17 protein-coding genes are annotated in these 19,489 nt (G+C 72.3%); 10 read left to right on the top strand and 7 right to left on the bottom strand.

Annotated elements, in window-relative coordinates:
- Nucleotides 1-46: 46 nt before the first annotated feature.
- On the bottom strand, nucleotides 47-895 hold the full coding sequence (locus tag OG780_RS10195) for an alpha/beta fold hydrolase (RefSeq protein ID WP_328446825.1): 849 nt from the start codon (nucleotides 893-895) through the stop codon (nucleotides 47-49).
- Nucleotides 896-1,058: 163 nt separating this feature from the next.
- Between OG780_RS10195 and OG780_RS10190 the strand changes: the two genes are divergently transcribed.
- The 4 genes from OG780_RS10190 (at nucleotide 1,059) to OG780_RS10175 (ending at nucleotide 7,402) form a co-directional block, all read left to right on the top strand.
- A complete protein-coding gene (locus OG780_RS10190) occupies nucleotides 1,059-2,381 on the top strand; it encodes a radical SAM protein (RefSeq protein ID WP_328446824.1) in 1,323 nt (440 codons plus the stop codon).
- A 434-nt stretch (nucleotides 2,382-2,815) separates the two neighbouring features.
- Entirely contained in the window at nucleotides 2,816-4,324 is a 1,509-nt protein-coding gene (locus OG780_RS10185; RefSeq protein ID WP_328446823.1) for a cellulose-binding domain-containing protein, read from the top strand.
- Between the two features lie 349 nt (nucleotides 4,325-4,673).
- Nucleotides 4,674-5,789, top strand: a complete 1,116-nt coding sequence (gene rsgA, locus OG780_RS10180; RefSeq protein WP_328446822.1) for a ribosome small subunit-dependent GTPase A — start codon at nucleotides 4,674-4,676, stop codon at nucleotides 5,787-5,789.
- A 113-nt stretch (nucleotides 5,790-5,902) separates the two neighbouring features.
- Complete coding sequence (locus tag OG780_RS10175) at nucleotides 5,903-7,402, top strand: DNA-3-methyladenine glycosylase 2 family protein (RefSeq protein WP_328446821.1); 1,500 nt, start codon at nucleotides 5,903-5,905, stop codon at nucleotides 7,400-7,402.
- 34 nt (nucleotides 7,403-7,436) lie between these two features.
- Here the strand turns inward: OG780_RS10175 and OG780_RS10170 are convergent, their stop codons facing one another.
- Nucleotides 7,437-7,805 carry a PPOX class F420-dependent oxidoreductase gene (locus tag OG780_RS10170; protein WP_328446820.1) on the bottom strand — a complete coding sequence of 123 codons (369 nt, stop codon included), beginning with the start codon at nucleotides 7,803-7,805 and terminating at the stop codon, nucleotides 7,437-7,439.
- Nucleotides 7,806-7,993: 188 nt separating this feature from the next.
- Here OG780_RS10170 and OG780_RS10165 point away from each other — a divergent pair, with 188 nt between their 5' ends.
- The 3 genes from OG780_RS10165 (at nucleotide 7,994) to OG780_RS10155 (ending at nucleotide 10,857) form a co-directional block, all read left to right on the top strand.
- On the top strand, nucleotides 7,994-9,298 hold the full coding sequence (locus tag OG780_RS10165; RefSeq protein WP_328446819.1) for an SGNH/GDSL hydrolase family protein: 1,305 nt from the start codon (nucleotides 7,994-7,996) through the stop codon (nucleotides 9,296-9,298).
- A gap of 309 nt (nucleotides 9,299-9,607) precedes the next feature.
- A complete protein-coding gene (locus OG780_RS10160) occupies nucleotides 9,608-10,222 on the top strand; it encodes a hypothetical protein (protein WP_328446818.1) in 615 nt (204 codons plus the stop codon).
- Between the two features lie 182 nt (nucleotides 10,223-10,404).
- Nucleotides 10,405-10,857, top strand: a complete 453-nt coding sequence (locus tag OG780_RS10155; RefSeq protein ID WP_328446817.1) for a hypothetical protein — start codon at nucleotides 10,405-10,407, stop codon at nucleotides 10,855-10,857.
- A 196-nt stretch (nucleotides 10,858-11,053) separates the two neighbouring features.
- Here the strand turns inward: OG780_RS10155 and OG780_RS10150 are convergent, their stop codons facing one another.
- Complete coding sequence (locus OG780_RS10150; RefSeq protein ID WP_328446816.1) at nucleotides 11,054-11,218, bottom strand: hypothetical protein; 165 nt, start codon at nucleotides 11,216-11,218, stop codon at nucleotides 11,054-11,056.
- 39 nt (nucleotides 11,219-11,257) lie between these two features.
- A complete protein-coding gene (locus OG780_RS10145) occupies nucleotides 11,258-11,650 on the bottom strand; it encodes a hypothetical protein (RefSeq protein ID WP_328446815.1) in 393 nt (130 codons plus the stop codon).
- 535 nt (nucleotides 11,651-12,185) lie between these two features.
- Here OG780_RS10145 and OG780_RS10140 point away from each other — a divergent pair.
- Entirely contained in the window at nucleotides 12,186-13,115 is a 930-nt protein-coding gene (locus OG780_RS10140) for a hypothetical protein (protein ID WP_328446814.1), read from the top strand.
- 283 nt (nucleotides 13,116-13,398) lie between these two features.
- Here the strand turns inward: OG780_RS10140 and OG780_RS10135 are convergent, their stop codons facing one another.
- The 3 genes from OG780_RS10135 to OG780_RS10125 form a co-directional block, all read right to left on the bottom strand.
- Nucleotides 13,399-13,881 (bottom strand): DUF456 domain-containing protein, encoded by a 483-nt coding sequence (locus tag OG780_RS10135; protein ID WP_328446813.1) that lies wholly within the window; start codon nucleotides 13,879-13,881, stop codon nucleotides 13,399-13,401.
- A gap of 36 nt (nucleotides 13,882-13,917) precedes the next feature.
- Nucleotides 13,918-14,898, bottom strand: a complete 981-nt coding sequence (locus OG780_RS10130; RefSeq protein WP_328446812.1) for a helix-turn-helix transcriptional regulator — start codon at nucleotides 14,896-14,898, stop codon at nucleotides 13,918-13,920.
- A 579-nt stretch (nucleotides 14,899-15,477) separates the two neighbouring features.
- Entirely contained in the window at nucleotides 15,478-15,969 is a 492-nt protein-coding gene (locus tag OG780_RS10125) for a hypothetical protein (protein ID WP_328446811.1), read from the bottom strand.
- 1 nt (nucleotide 15,970) lies between these two features.
- Here OG780_RS10125 and OG780_RS10120 point away from each other — a divergent pair, with 1 nt between their 5' ends.
- Nucleotides 15,971-17,626 carry a protein phosphatase 2C domain-containing protein gene (locus OG780_RS10120; protein WP_328446810.1) on the top strand — a complete coding sequence of 552 codons (1,656 nt, stop codon included), beginning with the start codon at nucleotides 15,971-15,973 and terminating at the stop codon, nucleotides 17,624-17,626.
- 100 nt (nucleotides 17,627-17,726) lie between these two features.
- On the top strand, nucleotides 17,727-19,469 hold the full coding sequence (locus OG780_RS10115; RefSeq protein WP_328446808.1) for a pyruvate dehydrogenase: 1,743 nt from the start codon (nucleotides 17,727-17,729) through the stop codon (nucleotides 19,467-19,469).
- Nucleotides 19,470-19,489: the final 20 nt, after the last annotated feature.

Raw genomic sequence — 19,489 nt, 5'->3', positions numbered from 1 at the left:
CCGGCTGTCAGCGGGTGGCCGGGGCTTCAGCGGGTGGGTCGGACGGTCAGCGGGTGGGGCCGGCCAGGAAGGCCTCCGTCGCCGCCACGAACCGCTCCGGATCGTCGAGCCACGGGAAGTGCCCGGCCCCGGCCTGGACGACCAGCTCGGCGCGCGGGAACAGGGCGGCGACCTCGGCCGTCGCGGGCACCGGGGAGTTCAGGTCGGCCTCCCCGGCGAGCACCAGCACGGGGGACGGCAGGCGGGCGAGTGCCGCCCGGGTGGCGTCCGGTGCGTAGGCGCCGTCGGAGTAGCGGGCCGCGGCCTCGTGGTTCCTGTGCTCGTCCTCCGCGTCCCGGTGCGCCCGCGCGGCCGCGTCCCAACGGCCGTACCAGAAGGGGGCGATGGCACGGAACGCGTCGGCGTCCCCGTGTCCGGCGACGATCCTCTCCAGCGCCGCGAACGCCTCGGGGAACCACGGCTCGTCCCGGCGCAGCAGCGCCGTCGTCCGTCGGACCTCGGGAGTGATCTCGACCCCGACGGCGTGGACGCTCGGGGTGATCAGCGCGAGGCGCGCGACGCGCTCCGGGTGGCGCTGAGCGTAGAGCACCGCCAGATTCGTCCCGCCGGAGTGCGCGAGCAGGTCCATCCGGTCGAGGCCGAGATGCCCGCGCAGGGCCTCGACGTCGTCGACCAGCCGGTCGCAGCGGTACGACGAGGGGTCCGCCGGGATCGCCGACCCGCCGGTGCCGCGCGGATCCATCATGATCAGACGCCGGTGCGCGGACAGCCCGCCCAGGTTCCCGAGGTACGCGCAGTCCTGCATCGGTCCGCCGGGCAGACACACCAACGGTGGACCGTCCCCGAAGGTGTCGAACCTCAGCTCGGTCCCGTCGTACGTGGCGAAGGCAGGCATGGCGACGACTCTCGCAGCGGCGCCCGGACGGAGCAAACGGGATCCGGCGTCGCGGCGGCCTCGGGCGGCGCGGGGGGACCCGGCACGGCCGATGTCCGGGCGGGGGCATACCGTGAGGAGTCGAACACGACAGACGAAGCAGGTCGGGAGCGAGGAGAACGGGATGGGCAGCCGAACCGCGCTGGTCGAGGATCTGATGGAGCGGTTCCCGCACGTACCGCGGGAAGCCGTCATCAAGGAGGACCTGCTCCGCGGGGGCGTGGCCTTCGACGCGTCCGCCCTCAGCGACAACGAGAGCGGCGAGGTCAAGCCGAAGTCGTACTTCATCTTCTCCTTCGACCACGGCACCCTGCCCGAGCTCGGCGAGGCCGCGCTCAGGCGCCCGCCCGAGGAGATCATCCTCACCGGCGGCCCGTACGACCTGCGGCGCACCGTCGTGTCCGTGCGCGTCAATCCCGCCTCGCCGTACCGCGTCGCCGCCGACGACGAGGGCGTCCTCGGGCTGTACCTGGACGGGAAGCGGATCTCCGACGTCGGCGTGCCGCCGATGCCCGAGTACTACCGGCACACCCTCTCCAACGGAAAGTCCGTGATGGAGGTGGCCCCGACGATCCAGTGGGGCTACCTGATCTACCTCACCGTCTTCCGGGTCTGCCAGTACTTCGGTGCCAAGGAGGAGTGCCAGTACTGCGACATCAACCACAACTGGCGCCAGCACAAGGCGGCGGGCCGCCCCTACACCGGTGTGAAGGACGTCGAGGAGGTCCTCGAAGCCCTGGAGATCATCGACCGGTACGACACCGCGAAGGCGTCGACGGCGTACACGCTCACCGGCGGCGCGATCACCAAGACGGTGGCCGGACGGGACGAGGCCGACTTCTACGGGCACTACGCCAAGGCCATCGAGGAACGGTTCCCCGGACGGTGGATCGGCAAGGTGGTGGCCCAGGCCCTGCCGCGCGACGACGTGCAGCGGTTCAAGGACTACGGCGTGCAGATCTACCACCCCAACTACGAGGTGTGGGACCGCCGCCTGTTCGAGCTGTACTGCCCCGGCAAGGAGCGCTACGTCGGCCGGGACGAGTGGCACAGGCGCATCCTCGACTCCGCCGAGATCTTCGGCGCGCGCAACGTGATCCCGAACTTCGTCGCGGGCGTGGAGATGGCCGAGCCGTTCGGCTTCACGACCGTCGACGAGGCCATCGCCTCGACGACCGAGGGCCTGCGCTTCTTCATGTCGCACGGCATCACGCCCCGCTTCACCACCTGGTGCCCGGAGCCGACCACGCCGCTCGGCAAGGCCAACCCGCAGGGCGCGCCGCTGGAGTACCACATCCGCCTGCTGGAGGCCTACCGCGCCACCATGGACGACTTCGGGCTGCAGTCGCCGCCCGGATACGGCGAGCCCGGTCCCGGCCGCGCGGTCTTCTCCGTCAGCTCCTTCATGGACAGCCTGCCCGCGAAGGAGCCGGCCGCCCAGGCATGATCGCGCCCCGAGCGCAGCCCGGGCGTCACCCGCGCCCCCGAACGCGGCCCGCACGGCCCGTACCCACTCGGCCCGGACGTCGTCCCGACGTCCGGGCCGCCGCGCGCCCGGTGCGGGGGAGCGGCGGGTCACGCGACCCGCGCGGCGGTGGAGTCGGGGGCGGCGGAGTGGGGCGGCGGAGTGGCGGGTCCTGTGAAAGTTGAAGCGTTCGGTCCCGCCGGGTCCCCGTTCCGTACGACACTCGGGGCGACCGGAGCTCCAGGGTCCCTCTGTGATCGCGTGACCGCACGATGTGACTACGTCGCTTGTCAGTTGTGTCGAACCCGTGAAAGGCTCTGGCCCGTTGTCGAAACGGTCGCCAACTCCCCCTGAAAACAGGCGAGTTGGGTGTTGTGTGCCGTTGCACTCGGAAGCAGTGGACGCAGGAGCCCCCCATGCCAGACCTGCCTACCCCCCAGGACGCCGCCGAGGCCGCGCTGTTCTCGGAGTGCTGGGACGCGGTCCTGTCGTACGCCGATCTGTGCACGTCCGGCTCCGCCGCGGCCGGCCAGTTGGCCACCGAGGCGTTCACCCATGGCATCCATGAGGCACGCTCGGTCACGGCCCGCACGAAGACCACCGGTCGCAGAAACCCCGGGCTGCCCCGGATTCCCCTGCTGCTGAGCTCGGTTCGGACCACCGCCGCCGCCTGGGAGGAACACGGCCAGGGGCACCGGCTGGACCCGGACCTCAGGCTGTGGCTCAACTCCGAGAAGGCCGCCCGCTACACCGGGCCTCCGCTGCACCGCCCGATCGCCCTGCGCGGCCTGAAGGACCTTCAGGAACCCGACGCGGCCCTGTTGTGGCTGGTCGAGGTGGAGGCGCTCCCGCTGCCCGCGGTGGCCCGGCGGCTCGGTCTCGACCCGGTGGCGGCCGCCGAGGAACTCGGCCAGGTGCGGGCGCTGTTCAGGGACCGGTGCCATCGCAACCACCTCGACACACCGATGGACGCCAACTGCCGCAGCTACGCCCGGCTTCTCGACGCGGTCACCCGTTCGCCGGCCGCCGAGACGCCCGAGGACCTCTCGCAGCACCTCTCCCGGTGCGTGGAGTGCGCCGAGGCCGCGGCCTGTCTGCGGCTGCACGGCGGTGGACTGCCCGCGGCGCTGGCGGGCGGGGTGATCGGCTGGGGCGGCCTCGCCTATCTGGAACGCAGGCGCCGCGCCGCCGAAGCGGGGCTGGCCGGCGGTCGTACGGACGCGGCCGCGGACACCGGTATCGCCGAGATCAGGGAGACCGCGCCCCGGATCGGCCGCACCGGACTGCTGGTCGCCGCCGTCATCGTCTCCGGCCTCGCCCTCACCGTCTCCCTGATGCCTTTCGGCGCCGGGGACGGTGGCGCCGCCTCCGCGCGCGGCGGCTCGGCCGAGGGCCGGCCGGTGGCCGACTCGGGCGTGTCGTCCCCGTCGGCGACCACCCGCGGCGAGGGCACACTCGTCTCGCCCGAACCCGTGGACGCCGGCGCCGAAACGAGCTCGAAGCCCGACCCCGAACCCCAGGGCACGTCCTCGTCCCCGGCCCACGCCACCAAGGGAACCTCGGGCTCCAAGGGCTCCACGACACCCCCGGACTCCACGAAGGGCCCCGCGTCCTGCCAGGTGAAGTACGACGTCGTCGACCAGTGGACGGACGGCTTCCAGGCCAGTGTCACCGTCACGTCCGTCGAAGCCCTCGACTCCTGGGAGATCGGCTGGACCTTCGACGACGGGCAGCGGGTCACGCAGATGTGGGACGGCACGGTCGCCCAGGACGGCTCCCGGGTGACCGCGACCGCCGCCGACTACAACAAGTCGGTCGCCGCGGGCGGATCCTTCGCCGTCGGCTTCCTCGGCACCTGGCACGACGGGAACACGACCCCGGACGCGTTCACGCTCAACGGGGGACGCTGCACGACGGTTCACTGAGCTGTCGCTCAACGGGGGACGCCGCACGACGGCTCACTGAGCTGCCGGTCACCCCGGCCTCCGGCCGGACCCTCGAATCCGCCGGTCCATCCCCTGGGCCGAGGGCCCGACCGGCCGAGGTCTTAATTCGATTGACGGGCCCGAGGGGGCCCCGGATACAGTTCACACGTCGGCGTAGAGGCGTTGGCTTCGAGAGAGTTCCAGGAGGTGTGACCGATGGCTGTCGTTGCGATGGGCGCTGCCCGCATCCAGAAGTTCATCAAGTCCACCTCCGTGGCCGCCGGCTGACCTTCCTTCTTCTTCGCGCAGCAGTGCGCGTCGCCGGGGCCGCCCTTGTGAAGGGTCTCCCTTGACTTCCAGCTCCGCTTTCCCGACCCCGTCCGCCACCCTGGGCCTCTCCCCGCTCGTTCCGTACGGCTGGGACGACGCCTGGGCGGACGAGTTCGCTCCCTACGACTCCGAAGGGCTCGTCGCCGGACGGGTGATCCGGGTCGACCGCGGCCAGTGCGACGTCGCCACCGCCGACGGCGTCATCCGCGCCGACACGGCCTTCGTGACACCGCACGATCCGATGCGCGTCGTGTGCACCGGCGACTGGGTGGCCGTCGAGCCGGCCGGCAACCCGCGCTACGTACGGGCCTATCTGCCCCGCCGTACGGCCTTCGTGCGTTCCACCTCCTCCAAGCGGTCCGAGGGGCAGATCCTCGCGGCCAACGTCGACCACGCCGTCGTGGCCGTCTCGCTCGCCGTCGAACTGGACCTGGGACGCGTCGAACGCTTCCTCGCGCTGGCCTGGGAGTCCGGCGCACAGCCCGTGGTCGTCCTCACCAAGGCGGACCTGGTTCCGGAGGCGGCGACACTCGCGCACCTCGTCCAGGACGTGGAGACCACCGCGCCCGGGGTTCCCGTGCTCGCCGTCAGCTCCTCGACGGGGGCCGGGCTCGACGTCCTGGAAGCCGTCCTCGCCGGCGGTACGGCAGTGCTGCTCGGGCAGTCCGGCGCGGGCAAGTCGACCCTGGCCAACGCGTTGCTGGGCGAGGACGTCATGGACGTGCAGGCCACCCGTGACATGGACGGAAAGGGACGGCACACCACGACGACCCGCAACCTCCTCGTGCTGCCGGGCGGCGGTGTCCTCATCGACACACCGGGGCTGCGCGGCGTCGGGCTCTGGGACGCCGGCACCGGGGTCGGGCAGGTGTTCGCCGAGATCGAGGAGTTCGCCGCCGACTGCCGGTTCCAGGACTGCGCCCATGTCGCCGAGCCCGGGTGCGCGGTGCTGGCGGCCGCCGACTCCGGCGAGCTGCCGGAGCGACGACTGGAGAGCTACCGCAAGCTGCTCCGCGAGAACCAGCGGATCGTCGCCAAGACGGACGCACGGGTACGTGCAGAGATCCGCCGCGACTGGAAGCGCAAGGGCGCAGAGGGCCGCGCCGCGATGGAGGCCAAGCGCGGACGCTGGTAGAGGCCGAGGTTGCGCCGGGCCCGGTTCACCGCCGGGCCCGGGGCCTCGCCCGGCTGGGGTGCCGTGTCCGATTTCCGCCAGCTCTGTCGTTCGGGCCGGGTCACACTGGAAGGGTGAACGACGAGGACACCAGGTACGAGGACACCAGGTACGAGGACACCAGGTACGAGGCCGTGCGGAGCCGGGACGCCCGGTTCGACGGGGAGTTCTTCTTCGCCGTGCGGACCACGGGGATCTACTGCCGGCCGAGCTGTCCCGCGGTGACGCCGAAGCGGCGCAACGTGCGGTTCTACCCGACGGCCGCCGCGGCGCAGGGTTCGGGTTTCCGGGCCTGCCGCCGCTGCCGCCCGGACGCGGTGCCGGGCTCCGCGGCCTGGAACGCACGGGCCGATGTCGTCGGTCGCGCCATGCGCCTGATCGGCGACGGTGTGGTGGACCGTGAGGGCGTGGCCGGTCTCGCCGCACGGCTCGGCTACAGCACCCGCCAGGTCCAGCGGCAGCTCACGGCCGAGGTCGGCGCCGGTCCGGTCGCGCTGGCCAGGGCCCAGCGGGCGCACACCGCGCGGATCCTCCTCCAGACCACCGAACTCCCCGTCACCCACATCGCTTTCGCGGCGGGGTTCGCCAGTGTCCGTCAGTTCAACGACACGATCCGCACGGTCTACGCGTCGACGCCGAGCCAGTTGCGTGCGGCGGCGCCGCGCACCGGTCCCACCGCCCGGAGCGCGGCCACCCCCGCCGGGGGTGTCCCGCTCCGGCTCGCCCACCGGGGTCCCTACCGGTCCACCGCCGTCTTCGACCTGCTGGCCGCCGAGGCCGTACCGGGTGTCGAGGCTGTCGACGGCAGTCGGGGCCGTCGTACGTACCGCCGGACGCTGCGGCTGCCGTACGGCACGGGAATCGTGGCCGTCGAGGAGCGGCCGGGCGCCGCCGCGGGCCGCCCCCGTGCCGACGAGGCGGGCCGGACCGCGGGAACACACGGCCCCGGCGCCGCCGCCCACCCCGGCGGCTGGCTCGACGCCCGGCTGCACCTCACCGATCTCCGGGACCTCACCACCGCCGTACAGCGGCTGCGGCGGCTGTTCGACCTCGACGCCGATCCCTACGCCGTCGACGAGAGGCTGGGAGCGGACGCGCGGCTGGGTCCGCTGGTCGCGGCGCGGCCGGGCCTGCGCTCACCGGGCGCCGCCGATCCGGACGAACTGGCGGTACGCGCACTGGTCGGAGAGGCGGAGGCCGAGCGACTGGTGCTGCGGTACGGCAAGGCGCTGGACGCCGAGTGCGAGACGCTCACCCATCTCTTCCCCGAGGCCGCCGTCCTCGCGGAGGCGGAGCCCGGCGGCCCGCTCGGCGCGCTGACCACGGCCCTCGCCGACGGCACCCTGCGGCTCGACCCGGGCGCGGACCGGGAAGAGGCACGGGCGGCGCTGCTCGCGCTGCCCGGAATGGGCGAGGGCACCGCCGCCGTCATCCGCACCCGGGCCCTCGGCGACCCGGACGTGGCACCGCCCGACGTGGACGCCCCGGACACCTGGCGGCCCTGGCGCTCGTACGCCGTCGGACATCTGAGGGCGGCGGGCGAGTACCCGGCGGGCGCCGAGCCGAACCGGTAGACGGTCCGCCGACCCGGCACGTCCGTGTGGACGTTCAGTCGTCGAGGCCCCAACTGTGGATCCGCCGAGGATGGATCCGGATCAGTTCCTCGCTGAAATGGGGCCCCAAGTCATGCGCGCCGGTGAGGAGTTCCGCCTCTCCGCGGATGTCGATGCCTCGCACCTTCCACGGTTTGAGGCTGACGATGTCGTCGACGACGAGGGCGACCTTCGGGTTCTTCTGGAGGTTGCGCCATTTCTTCGTGGTGCCCATCGAGTAGCCGCCGATCAGGATCGTCCCGTCCTCCTGGGGGAAGAAGCCGACGGGGTTGGCCTGGGGCTGCCCGAGAGGGTCGACGGTGGCCAGCCGTCCCAGCCGCTGCGACCTCAGATACGCGCGCTCGGCCTCACTGAATTCGGTCATGACAGCAGCCAAACACGCCCCCGCCTCCCTGCGCATCGGGTTCCGGTCCTAGGGCTCAAGGAGGAGGGCCGGTGAGGGGAGCCGGTGGGGAGATTCGGTCCCGGCCGGTCTCGGACAGTCCCGTTCGGGTGCGTCCGACGGTGTGATGATGTGATGCGGGGGTGCGTGGATGGGGAATCGATCGCCGCATGTCCCGCGCGATCATGTTCCGGCGTCTCCTCGTCCCCCTGGCGACCGCCCTGGTCCTCACCTCGACGGGGGTGATCGCCGAAGCGCGGTCCGCGCCCGGCCGGAGCGCTCCGAAACCGGCCCGGACCTGGACGGGGACCTGGGAGGCGGCGGCCTCCGGCACGGTGCCCGCGCTGCCCGGTGCCTCGATCCGCAATGTCGTCCACACCAGCGTCGGCGGTCGGGCGGCGCGTGTCCGGCTGTCCAACCGGCTCGGCACCGAACCGCTCCAACTCGGTTCTGTGACGCTGGCGTTGCAGCGACCGGGCGAGCCGGGGAGCCCCCGGGCCGTCGCGGGCTCCGTGCGCGCGGTCACCTTCGCCGGAGCCAGGTCGGTCACCGTCCCCGCCGGCCGGGACCTGGTCAGCGATCCCGTCGCCCTGGCCGTCCCCGCCGACGCCAACCTGCTGGTCTCGGTGCACACCCCGGCCGATTCCGGCCCGGCGACGTACCACCGCTCCGCGCTCCAGGCCAACTTCGTCGCGCCCGGGGCCGATCGGACCGCCCAGGAGAGCGGCGCGGCCTACACCGCCACCGTCTCCAGCTGGTACTACGTGACCGGCGTCGATGTGCTCGGCGCCCCGGCCGCCGGCAGCGTCGTCGCGCTCGGCGACTCGATCACCGACGGCGACGGCTCCTCGTCCGACGCCAACCACCGCTGGCCCGACCGGCTCGCCGCCCGGCTGCGCGGACTTCCCGCGCACCGCAGACCCGGCGTCCTCAACGCGGGGATCTCCGGGAACCGCCTTCTGCTCGACGGCCGGGGCCCGAGTGCCCTGACCCGCCTGGACACCGACGTCTTCTCCCGCGCGGGCGTCCGCACGATGATCGTGCTGGAGGGCATCAACGACATCAAGGGAACCCCGGAGCAGAGGGACCCACGCGTCCTGGAGGACGCCTACCGGTTCATCGTGCGCCGCGCCCACGCCCGCGGCATCAGGGTCATCGGCGGCACGATCACCCCGTACGCCGGTCATGGCGCGTACACCCCGGCCCGGGAAGCCGTGCGGCAGGCGGTCAACACCGCCATCCGCACCCACCGGATCTTCGACGTCGTCGCGGACTTCGACGCCGCCGTGCGCGACCCGTCCCGCCCGAGCCGGATCCTCCCCGCCTACGACCCCGGGGACCACCTGCACTTCAACGACGCCGGCATGCGCGCGCTGGCCGACGCGATCGACCTGCGGACCCTGATGGCGAAGCCGACCGGGCTCCGGCCCCGGTTCCGGGTGAGGGCCACGAGAAACCGTGCCGCTCACGGGTAGCCGTGCGCGTGCCGTCCGTCCCAGGACGGCATCCCAGGGCCTCCCTGTTTCCACAGGTCAACAGGGGTGGGATGGTCCCACCGTCCCAAGTGTGTGGCGGCTGTTGTCGGGGGTCCCCGGCGTCATGGAAGCTGTGGGTGTCGCACCGGCCGAGGCGGCACGACCGCCCCACAAACGCCACGACACCCTCCACCTTCCGCCTGCGCACCGGGACTTCTCTGTGCCCGGGCGACGTTCGGCACCCCACAGCACCCGCCGTCTCGCGACGCGGAGAACACCCGCGTCCGGACCGGAGAAGGAAGCCACACCATGAACAGGAACACCCCCGCACGTCGTCGTCCGGGCCGCCGCGTGGCCGTCGCCGCCGGCCTCGTCCTGGCCCTCGGACTCGGTGCGGCGGCGCAGGCGTCCGCCGCCGAACCGCGCATGGCCAGCGGCAGGATCAGCGCTTCGGCCCCGTCCACCGCCCTCTCCGACTCGGGCGCGTCGCTGTCCGGCCGCCAGATGATCCGGGTGCTGAAGTCCCTGCTGCCCAAGGGCGGGAAGATCTCCGACGAGCAGAGCCAGGAAGGCTACGCCGCACTGGTCTGGGACGACGGCCACGGAAAGAGCATGATCGGGGTGAACGCCCAGCACGACATGGGCGACGTCCTCGCCGGGCGCATGGGCTGCGAGGGCGAGTACATCGAGTGCCAGGCACTGACCCTGGCCGACGGCACCCAGGTGAAGCGGGCCAAGCGGGCATCCGAGAAGGGCGGCTCGGCCGTGGTGTGGCTGGTCGACACCCTCCACCCCGACGGCCGCCGGGTCATCATCCAGGAAGTGAACTCCACCATCGAGGGCGGACCGGTGACGCGGCCGCAGCCCCCGCTCACACTCGACCGGCTGCAGACCATCGCGCTCGACTCCCGGTGGGCGGGCTGATCCGAAAGCGGTGAATCCGGGGCACCGTCCCGAGAGCTCCCCCTGGACGAGCCGTCCGTACATCGCCGAACAAGCCCTTCAGGTCTCTCGACCGCCTGGACGACGGCTCCGTACGGCCCGGGATCGAAGTTCAACGCCCTTTATCTGTAACCGAGTTCCTGCTCTGTCACCTGGGAGTGCATGTGAGAAAGAGTCTTGCTGTCGCGGCAGTCCTCGCCGCGTCCGCGCTGAACCTGGCGCTCCTGTCCGCGCCTGCTTCGGCCGGCACCTGCGACACTTCGGGATGCGGTGGTGAGGTGAGCAACAACACCGACTACTCCGTGTCGATCTCGAACTGTTGGGCCGACAGCTACGGCACGTACGAGAACGGGGACAATCTCCCCTGCCACGGCAACCCGGTCCGGGTGGCCAACGTGCCCAACGCCCGGATCTGGCTGGATCCACACGGATGGTCGGGTTCGAGCAAGTACTCGAAGTTCTATGACACCGACGCTGTGAAGTTCCCCGCGAACTGTGTCACCAAGTGGCACTGGTGGGGTGGCGGCACCCAGACGACGAACCGCAACGGCGCGGCCAGTATGTGGATGAAGATCAACAGCGCTCAGCACATCTACATCGACTCCCTGTCCTGCTGACGGTCTGATACAGATCGAATCGCCGTACCAGCGAGGTCACCGTGGGTTCACATCCCACAACCACCTCACGAGAACGACCCCTGACCAGGTAGATCGGTCAGGGGTCGTTCTCGTGAGCATTGTCTTGTCCGCCGGAGACCGTGACTCCCGCTGCTTCCCGACCGAACGGGCACGGGAGGGGCGCGTCGTCCGGCGGTCACTGGACGACGAGCAGCCCCGCGAGCAGCACCGCGGCTGCCGCCGAGAGGACTCGCGGCTTCCTCCAGCCCGGTCCCGAGGCCTGGCGGTTCAGCTCCCACACGAACACCAGACCGCCACCCAGGCCCAGCGCGCTCCGCAGCAGGAAGACGAGAGTGTTCACCGGGCGCCTCCAGGAGCCTTCGAACGGCAGACGCTCATATCAGTCAACCGAGATCGTGCAGTCCTTGGAAGGGATGCCGGCGAGTTCACAGGCGGCCGCGCCTTCCTGGCCCAGAGACGGGTGTTGCAGGAGATACGCCGCCGCAGCACGAGTCCCGGCTCCGAAGCAGGTCGGATTCTGTCCCACGATCAAGGTGAGGATCTTCAGCCGTGCCGCGACGATCTCGTCCTGTCGTATGGTGCTCCCCTCGCGGGCGAACCGCTGCTGCTGCTTGCGGAACTGGCCGGCCCGCGCCTCGAATTCCTGGTTTGCCTGCTCGCACCTGGTCGACTGCTCGAATGTGCCGTCGTGCCGCGTCGCCCCGACGGCATAGCCGCTCAGGGCAAGCGTGATTGCTCCTGCGCTGACCAGCGCGATCATCGAACGCTTCATGGCCGGGGATCGTATACGCCCAGGTGAGAGCACTCGTCACCGGCACCCGCCGGCCTGCGGTCCCCGGTCCGGGCGGTGGCTGCGTCGGGGCCGGTGGGCGGTTCGGTGGCCGCGGCGGGAAGGGCTGGGAGCCGCAATGGATGGGGTCGCGGTTCTGTGCTGTCTCGGCGGGTCCAGGGGTCGGCCGGGACGGCACCTGGTCGTCCCCGCATCCCAGGACGGCATCCCAGGCGGTGCCTGTTCGCGCAGCTCAGGGCGGGTGGGATGGTTGCGCCGTTGCGGGTTGGGCGGTGGTGGTTGTGGTGGGTCCTCGGTGTCTTCGAAGCTGTGGGTGTCGCACCGGCCGGGGCGGATCGAGGGCCCCGGCAGCAGCCTGGTGGCGACTCCCGCTTTGCGCCTGTGCACCGGGCATCTGTGTGCCCGGGTGACCGTGTGCCCGACGTGCGGGGAGACGTCGGCGGGCGCGTTCGGCGGGAGAGCCGGCGCGGGCCGGGAGCGACCCCTATGGACCACTGACCAAGAAGGAAGACACGACATGAGCAGGAACACCCACGCACGTCGTCGTCCGGGCCGCCGTGCGGCCGTCGCCGCCGGTCTCGTCCTGGCCGTCGGGCTCGGTGTGTCGACGCAGGTGGCGGCACAGGCCGCCGTCCCCGCCCCGGTCAAGGCCTCCGCGAAGGCGTCCGCCGCGCTGCGGACGGTCAGTGGCTTCAACGGTGACGTGGTGACCCAGGTCGCCGACTTCTACGGCGCGTACATCGACGCGGAGGACGACGCCGCGGGCCCGGACACCGCACTGACCAAGGCGCTGCGCGCGCACTACCTGACGCCCGCCTTCGCCAAGCAGCTGAAGGCGTGGGAGAAGACGAACCAGGTGGACGGTGTCCTGCGGGCCCAGAACGTCCCGGTGCAGTGGACGGTGAGCGAGGGCGGCAACGGCCTCGAGGTCGTCGTCACCCTGACCTTCGGCGGCGGGGAGTCGCCGACGACGACCAACCTCGTCGTGAAGCAGGAGCCCACCGGCCGCATCACCGACATCCGCACCACGGGCATCGCCCCCGCGAAGGCCCCCGCGAAGGCGTCCGCCGCGGTGCGGTCGGTCAGTGGCAGGACCGGTGACTCGGTGACCCAGGTCGCCGACTTCTACGGTGCGTACGTCGACGCGAAGGACGCCCCCGCCGGCCCGGACGCCGCCCTGTCCACGGCGCTGCGCGCGCACTACCTGACGCCCGCCTTCGCCAAGCAGCTGAAGGCGTGGGAGAAGACGAACCAGGCGGACGGTGTCCTGCGGGCCCAGAACGTCCCGGTGCAGTGGACGGTGAGCGAGGGCGCCAACAGCCGTGAGATCGCCGTCACCCACACCTTCGGCGGCGGGGAGTCGCCGACGGTGACGACCAGCCTCGTCGTGAAGCTGGAGCCGGTGTTCGGCGACGTCACCGACATCCGCACCACGAGCGCCCGCTGACGAAGCAGCCGCTCCGCCTGGCCCGCTCCCGGCTCCGGCCGGGGCGGGACCGGCAGGGTGGAGGCGGGTCACCGGACCGCCGACCACGTGGACGGCCAGATCAAGAGGGTGAAGCGGCTCCCGCGGTCCGTCTGGCGCGTGAGTGGCACGACGGCCCCGAGCGGCCGGGGAAGATCAAAGCCCAGGTCTCCGGCTTCGCTTCGGTCGACCTGGGCCTTGGTCGTGTCCTGAGGCTAGTGGGCGCGGACGGTTTCGACCCGTCGGCATCCGTCTGGTAAGGCCCTCAGCCCCAGATGACCGCCCCCAGCCACGCCCCCAGGATCAGCTGGCAGGCGAGGAGCTCCGTCAGCACGCTCCAGCCGCCCGCCCGCATCGCGGTCCGCAGCGAGGCCTTCGCCGGGCCGTGCCCGCCCAGGCGCAGCCGCTCGCTGAGGTAGATCCCGCCGATGAAACCGGCCACGGCGCCGATCACCGGGACCAGGAAGAAGCCGAGGAAGGACCCGCCTCCCGCGTACACCGCCATTCGGGTGGTGGCGCCGCTCTCGCGCAGCCGCCGCGGTGGCAGCATCCAGCGGATGGCCTGGGCGAGCAGCAGGACGGCGGTCGAGGCCACCAGGACGGCCCAGGACAGGGTCTGCGGGTAGCTCAGCGCCCACCACAGGACCGCGGCCCAGACGAGCCACGACCCCGGCAGACCGGGCACCAGCACTCCGACCAGGCCGAGCAGAATCACCACGCCGACCAGCAGGAGTTCCCACACTCCCATCTGCCCAGCCTGCCCGAGCGGACGCGAGAGCGCAGGTCAGCCCCGGGCCACCCAGCCGCGCTCGTACGCGTGCCAGCCCAGTTGCAGCCGGGTCGTCACGCCGGTCAGCTCCATCAGGCGCTTCACCCGGCGCTGTACCGTCCTGAGGCCCAGGTCGAGCTGTTTGGCCACGCTCGCGTCGGTCAGGCCCGCGAGGAGCAGGGAGAGGATCTCCAGGTCCGTGGTGTCGGGGCCGTCCGGTTCCTGTTCCAGTACGCCCCGGCTGCCCAGCCGCAGCGGCAGCGCGTCCCGCCACACCGACTGGAACAGCCCCGACAGCAGCTCCAGGAGTCCGCTCGCGTGCACGACCAGCGCGGCCGGCTCCGCGGTGTGCGAGGTGAGCGGCACCATCGCGAGCGTCCGGTCGGCGATCACCAGTTTGGTCGGCACCCGGTCCACGACCCGCACCTGCTCGTCGCGGCCGAGCGCGGCGGACAGCTCGGTGATCCCGCCGGGCTGGTCGAGGACGGACCGCTCGACGACCACGCGATAGCCGACACCCCGGCCCGCGGCCTGCTCCTCGGCGTCGTTGTCCGTGCCGGAGACCACCATCGGGGTGCCGGTGACCAGCGCGCACACCTCGTCGCAGGCGCCCAGCTGGAGCTGGAGGAAGCGCTGTGAGACCGCCACGGCGCCGATCACCACCTCGACCAGATCGTGCACGGCCGGTTCGCCCGCCGCGCCCCGGTACTCCTCGGCCAGCAGCGCGGCCGCCAGCTCCGCCTTCTCCAGTTCGTGGCGCTGCTGGGTGAGCAGCGCGCCGAGGGCGACTCCGGGTGGCGCGGCGACCCAGCGGCCCGGCCGCGCCGAGGACTGCGCGGCCAGGCCGTGCAGCTCCAGCCGGCGCAGCGCGCGCTCCGTCTCGTACTCGCCGAGCGTGAGCCGGCGCGCGAGATCGGGTACCTCGGCCGCGCCCACGGACACCAGCGCGCGGTACGCCGATTCGTGGGTCTCGTCCAGACCTATCGCTCCCAGCATGCGGCGATGCCCTTCCCGTGGATGCGTTCCGGTCGGACGGCAGAGCCGTGGCGGATATCGGCCACGGCGCAAACCCGCCCCGGCACATCATCGCCGTACCCCCCGCCCCTCTGACAAGCTCACGTCATCGAGGTGCCAACCGGCTTCCGTGATCCTCCGGTTGGGTCCGGCCTGCGGGAAGCACGTGCGGACTCGCGGACCGAGGGCTGTCCCGGCTCGCGTTCGTGCGCGAACCGGCCCTGGAGAAGCTGGGGTTGAGGAGTCCGTCCGTGTCCGGGGCTGAACCCGGTGCCGAACTGGACGTCGACGGCGGCCCGGTGGTCCGGATCGTGGCCCGGCCGGCCACGGCGTGCGTGGGCCCGGTCACCCAGGCGCCGCCGGGCGGTTCCCCCGTGGGGGGTGGGGCCGCTCGGCGGTCAGGTGTTCGCGCGTTCCAGTGCGGATTCCTGTTCGACGGTTCACTCGTGCGGGCCGTTCGGCGGGCTGCACCTTGGCCGGTTTTTCCGGATGCCCCGTTTTCAACCGGCCGTCTCGGTGGACAATCGGGAGCATGAGCCAGCAGGGGGAGAAGCCCACCGGTCACGAGGACGACTGGTGGCGGCAGTTGTACGACGACTCCACCGAGGACACGGGGCCCGCCGCCGTGGCCGATTCCCTCGACGACCGGTTCGCGTCGGCGTCGGGGACGCTCGGGGACGGACTGGACGCAGGCCCGGAAACAGGGCCGGGCGCCCGGTCCGCGCCGGAACGGAAGCCCCTCTCCGACGTCCGGCCCACCTCGACACGGAGGCCCGCTTCGGAGGTGCCGCCCGCGCCGACGCGAAGGCCCGCCTCGGAGGTGCCGCCCCGGTCGGAGCGGTGGCCGACCTCGGAGGTGCCGCCCGCGCCGACGCGGAGGCCCGCCTCGGAGGTGCCGCCCGCGCCGGAACGGAGGCCCGCGTCGGCGGACGCGAGGTCCGCCTCGGATCCGAGGTCCGCTCCGGACGCGGCGTCCGTCCCGGGGCCCGGGTCCGACCGCCGGCCCGGCGCCCCCGGGTTCGACGGTCCGCCGCGTCCCGAAAGGCCTCCCACCGTGCCGGAGCCCTCGTCCCCCGGGCCGGGGACGCAGCCGCCCCCGCCGCCGCAGCAGCCTCCCACCGGACCGGGGCGACGTCACGGCGCCTCGGCCTCCGCCGACCGGCCGGGTGGCGCGAACCCGCCCGACGGGACGCCCACCGCCGAGCCGGCGTCCCGGCCGGGCCGCTGGGAGCGGGGCCCGGTGCCGGGGCCCGGCGAGGACACGGGCCCGCCCGGCCGCCAGGCGGCCCCGCCGGAACCCGCCGCCTGGGAGCCCACTCCCTGGGAGCCCTCCGTCTGGGAACCCCCGTCCTGGGACCTCCCGCCCGCCGGCCGGGCACCGGCCGCTCCCTCGGCCCCGCCACCCTCCGGTCCGGCACCGGCCGCTCCCTCCGCCCTGCCGCCCGGCCCGAAACCGCCGGGATTCACCGCGCAGGAACCCGGCCCGCACGACTCGCGGGACACCCGGAGCGACACGTCCGCGGGGCCTCCCGCCGGGCGGGTGCCCGCGTCGAGGGCTCCGTCGGAGGTGCCGCCGAAACCCGGGTCGGCTCCCGCCGTACCCCCGGGTGCGGCGGCCCCCGGACCCGGAACGGACGCGCTGCCCAGCACCACCGGGGGCTTCCGGACCCCACCGCCCCAGTCGGCACCGGGGGACACCGCGGACGAGCCCCGGGAGGCGGTCCTCTCCGTCGTCGAACCGCCGCCCCCCGCCGGCCACGTCGGCTCCGGCCCGCCCACCTACGACCCCGAACCGACCGCGCTGCCGTCCGCCGAACCCGACGAACTCGGTGACCTGGTCGCCGACACCGTGCTGGACGGCGCACGGTACGGAACGAGCACACTGCGGGCCGTGTCCGTACGCGGGGACTCCGCCCGCTTCCGGGGCGAGCCGCGCCGGGACGCGCTGCTCACCGCCCGGTTCGGAACGGGCGAGCAGGCGCTCGTCCTGGTGGCGATGGCGACCGGCGCGCGTGCCACCTCGGGCGCGCACAGGGCCGCGGCGGAGGCGTGCCGGTGGATCGGGCAGGCCGTCGGGCGCAGCCATGAACGCCTCTCCGACGACATCAGGGCCGCCCGGCGAGGCGAGCTGAAGTCGGGACTGCACCGGCTCGTCGCCCGCAGCCTCGGCCGGCTGCGGGCGAGCGCGGCGGAGCAGGGCGTCGAACCCGAGGAGTACACGGCGGGCCTGCGCTGTCTGCTGCTGCCGGCCGATCCGGAGTGCCGTACGCGGGTCTTCTTCGGTGTCGGCGCGGGCGGTCTGTTCCGGCTGCGGGACGGCGAGTGGCAGGACATCGAACCGCGGGTCGCCGACACGACCGGGGAGGCCGTCGTCGGCTTCGGATCACCGCCCCACGAGACTCCCGAGGGCGACCGGCTCACCATGGACCTCGGCATCACGACGCCACCGAGCCCGTACGAACCCGCCGCCAGGCCCCCGCACGCCCCCTTCCGGTTCCGGGCCTCCGTCGCCCGTCCGGGTGACACGCTGCTGCTGTGCACGGGCGGCCTCGCGGAGCCACTGCGCGGCGAACCCGAGCTGGCCGAGTACCTGACGACACGGTGGGCGCGGGGAGAGGCACCCGGTCTCGCCGCGTTCCTCGCGGACGCGTCGGCGCGGGTCAAGGGGTACGCCGACGACCGGACGGCCGCCGCCGTGTGGGAGGCGTAACCGCGCACGGTGTGAATTCATGGAACCGAGGGTCGATCCGGGGAACGAGGGGAACCCGGGGTGCCCGAGGCTTCGAGGATCACGAAGAGGTGTGTGCGGCATGGCCAAGCAGAACGTCGCCGAGCAGTTCGTCGACATCCTCGTCCGCGCGGGCGTCGAGCGGCTGTACGGAGTCGTGGGCGACAGCCTCAACCCGGTCGTGGACGCGATCCGGCGCAACGCGGCCATCGACTGGATCCAGGTCCGCCACGAGGAGACCGCCGCCTTCGCCGCGGGCGCCGAGGCCCAGATCACCGGCAGGCTCGCGGCCTGCGCCGGCTCCTGCGGACCGGGCAACCTGCACCTCATCAACGGCCTGTACGACGCGCACCGCTCGATGGCCCCCGTTCTGGCCCTGGCCTCGCAGATCCCCTCCAGCGAGATCGGCCTCGGCTACTTCCAGGAGACCCATCCGGACCAGCTCTTCCGCGAGTGCAGTCACTACAGCGAACTCATCTCCAGCCCGAAGCAGATGCCGCGGCTCCTCCAGACCGCCATCCAGCACGCGGTGGGCCGCTCCGGTGTCAGCGTGGTCTCGCTGCCCGGAGACATCGCGTCCGAGCCCGCCCCGGACAAACCCGTCGAGACCGCCCTCGTGACCTCCCGGCCCACCGTCCGGCCGGGCGACGCCGAGATCGACAGGCTCGTCGCGATGATCGACGAGGCGGAGAAGGTCACCCTGTTCTGCGGCAGCGGCACGGCGGGCGCGCACGCCGAGGTCATGGAGTTCGCCGAGAAGGTCAAGTCGCCGGTCGGGCACGCGCTGCGCGGCAAGGAATGGATCCAGTACGACAACCCGTTCGACGTCGGTATGAGCGGGCTCCTCGGCTATGGCGCGGCCTACGAGGCGACCCACGAGTGCGACCTCCTCGTCCTGCTGGGCACCGACTTCCCGTACAACGCCTTCCTCCCCGACGACGTCAAGATCGTCCAGGTCGACGTGCGGCCGGAGCACCTGGGGCGCCGGTCGAAGCTGGATCTGGCGGTGTGGGGTGATGTGCGGGAGACGCTGCGCTGCCTGATCCCGCGGGTGCGGCCCAAGGGCAATAGGCGCTTTCTCGACAAAATGCTGAAGAAACACGCGGACGCCCTTGAGGGGGTCGTCAAGGCGTACACCCGCAAGGTCGACCGGCACGTCCCGATCCACCCCGAGTACGTCGCCTCGGTGCTCGACGAACTCGCCGACGAGAACGCGGTGTTCACGGTCGACACCGGAATGTGCAATGTCTGGGCGGCCCGTTACATCTCGCCCAACGGCAGCCGCCGGGTGATCGGTTCGTTCTCGCACGGATCGATGGCGAACGCGCTGCCGATGGCGATCGGCGCCCAGTTCACCGACCCGGGACGTCAGGTCGTGTCGATGTCCGGCGACGGCGGATTCTCCATGCTGATGGGCGACTTCCTCACCCTCGTGCAGTACGACCTGCCGGTGAAGGTCGTGCTCTTCAACAACTCCTCCCTCAGCATGGTCGAGTTGGAGATGCTGGTCGCCGGGCTGCCCTCCTACGGCACCACCAACAAGAACCCCGACTTCGCCGCGGTGGCCCGCGCCTGCGGGGCGTTCGGCATCAGGGTCGAGAAGCCGAAGCACCTCGCCGGTGCCCTCAAGGACGCCTTCCGCCACAAGGGCCCGGCCCTGGTCGACATCGTCACCGACCCGAACGCGCTCTCCATCCCGCCGAAGATCAGCGCGGACATGGTGACGGGCTTCGCCCTCTCGGCGTCGAAGATCGTGCTGGACGGCGGCGTCGGCCGGATGGTGCAGCTGGCCCGCTCCAACCTGCGCAACGTGCCCCGCCCGTAGAGCCTCGTCGGGTGAGCCGC

The organism is Streptomyces sp. NBC_00386 (assembly GCF_036063235.1).
GTDB lineage: Bacteria > Actinomycetota > Actinomycetes > Streptomycetales > Streptomycetaceae > Streptomyces.
The sequence above is the reverse complement of the archived record's forward strand: the minus strand, read 5'-3'. Positions and strand labels throughout refer to the sequence as shown.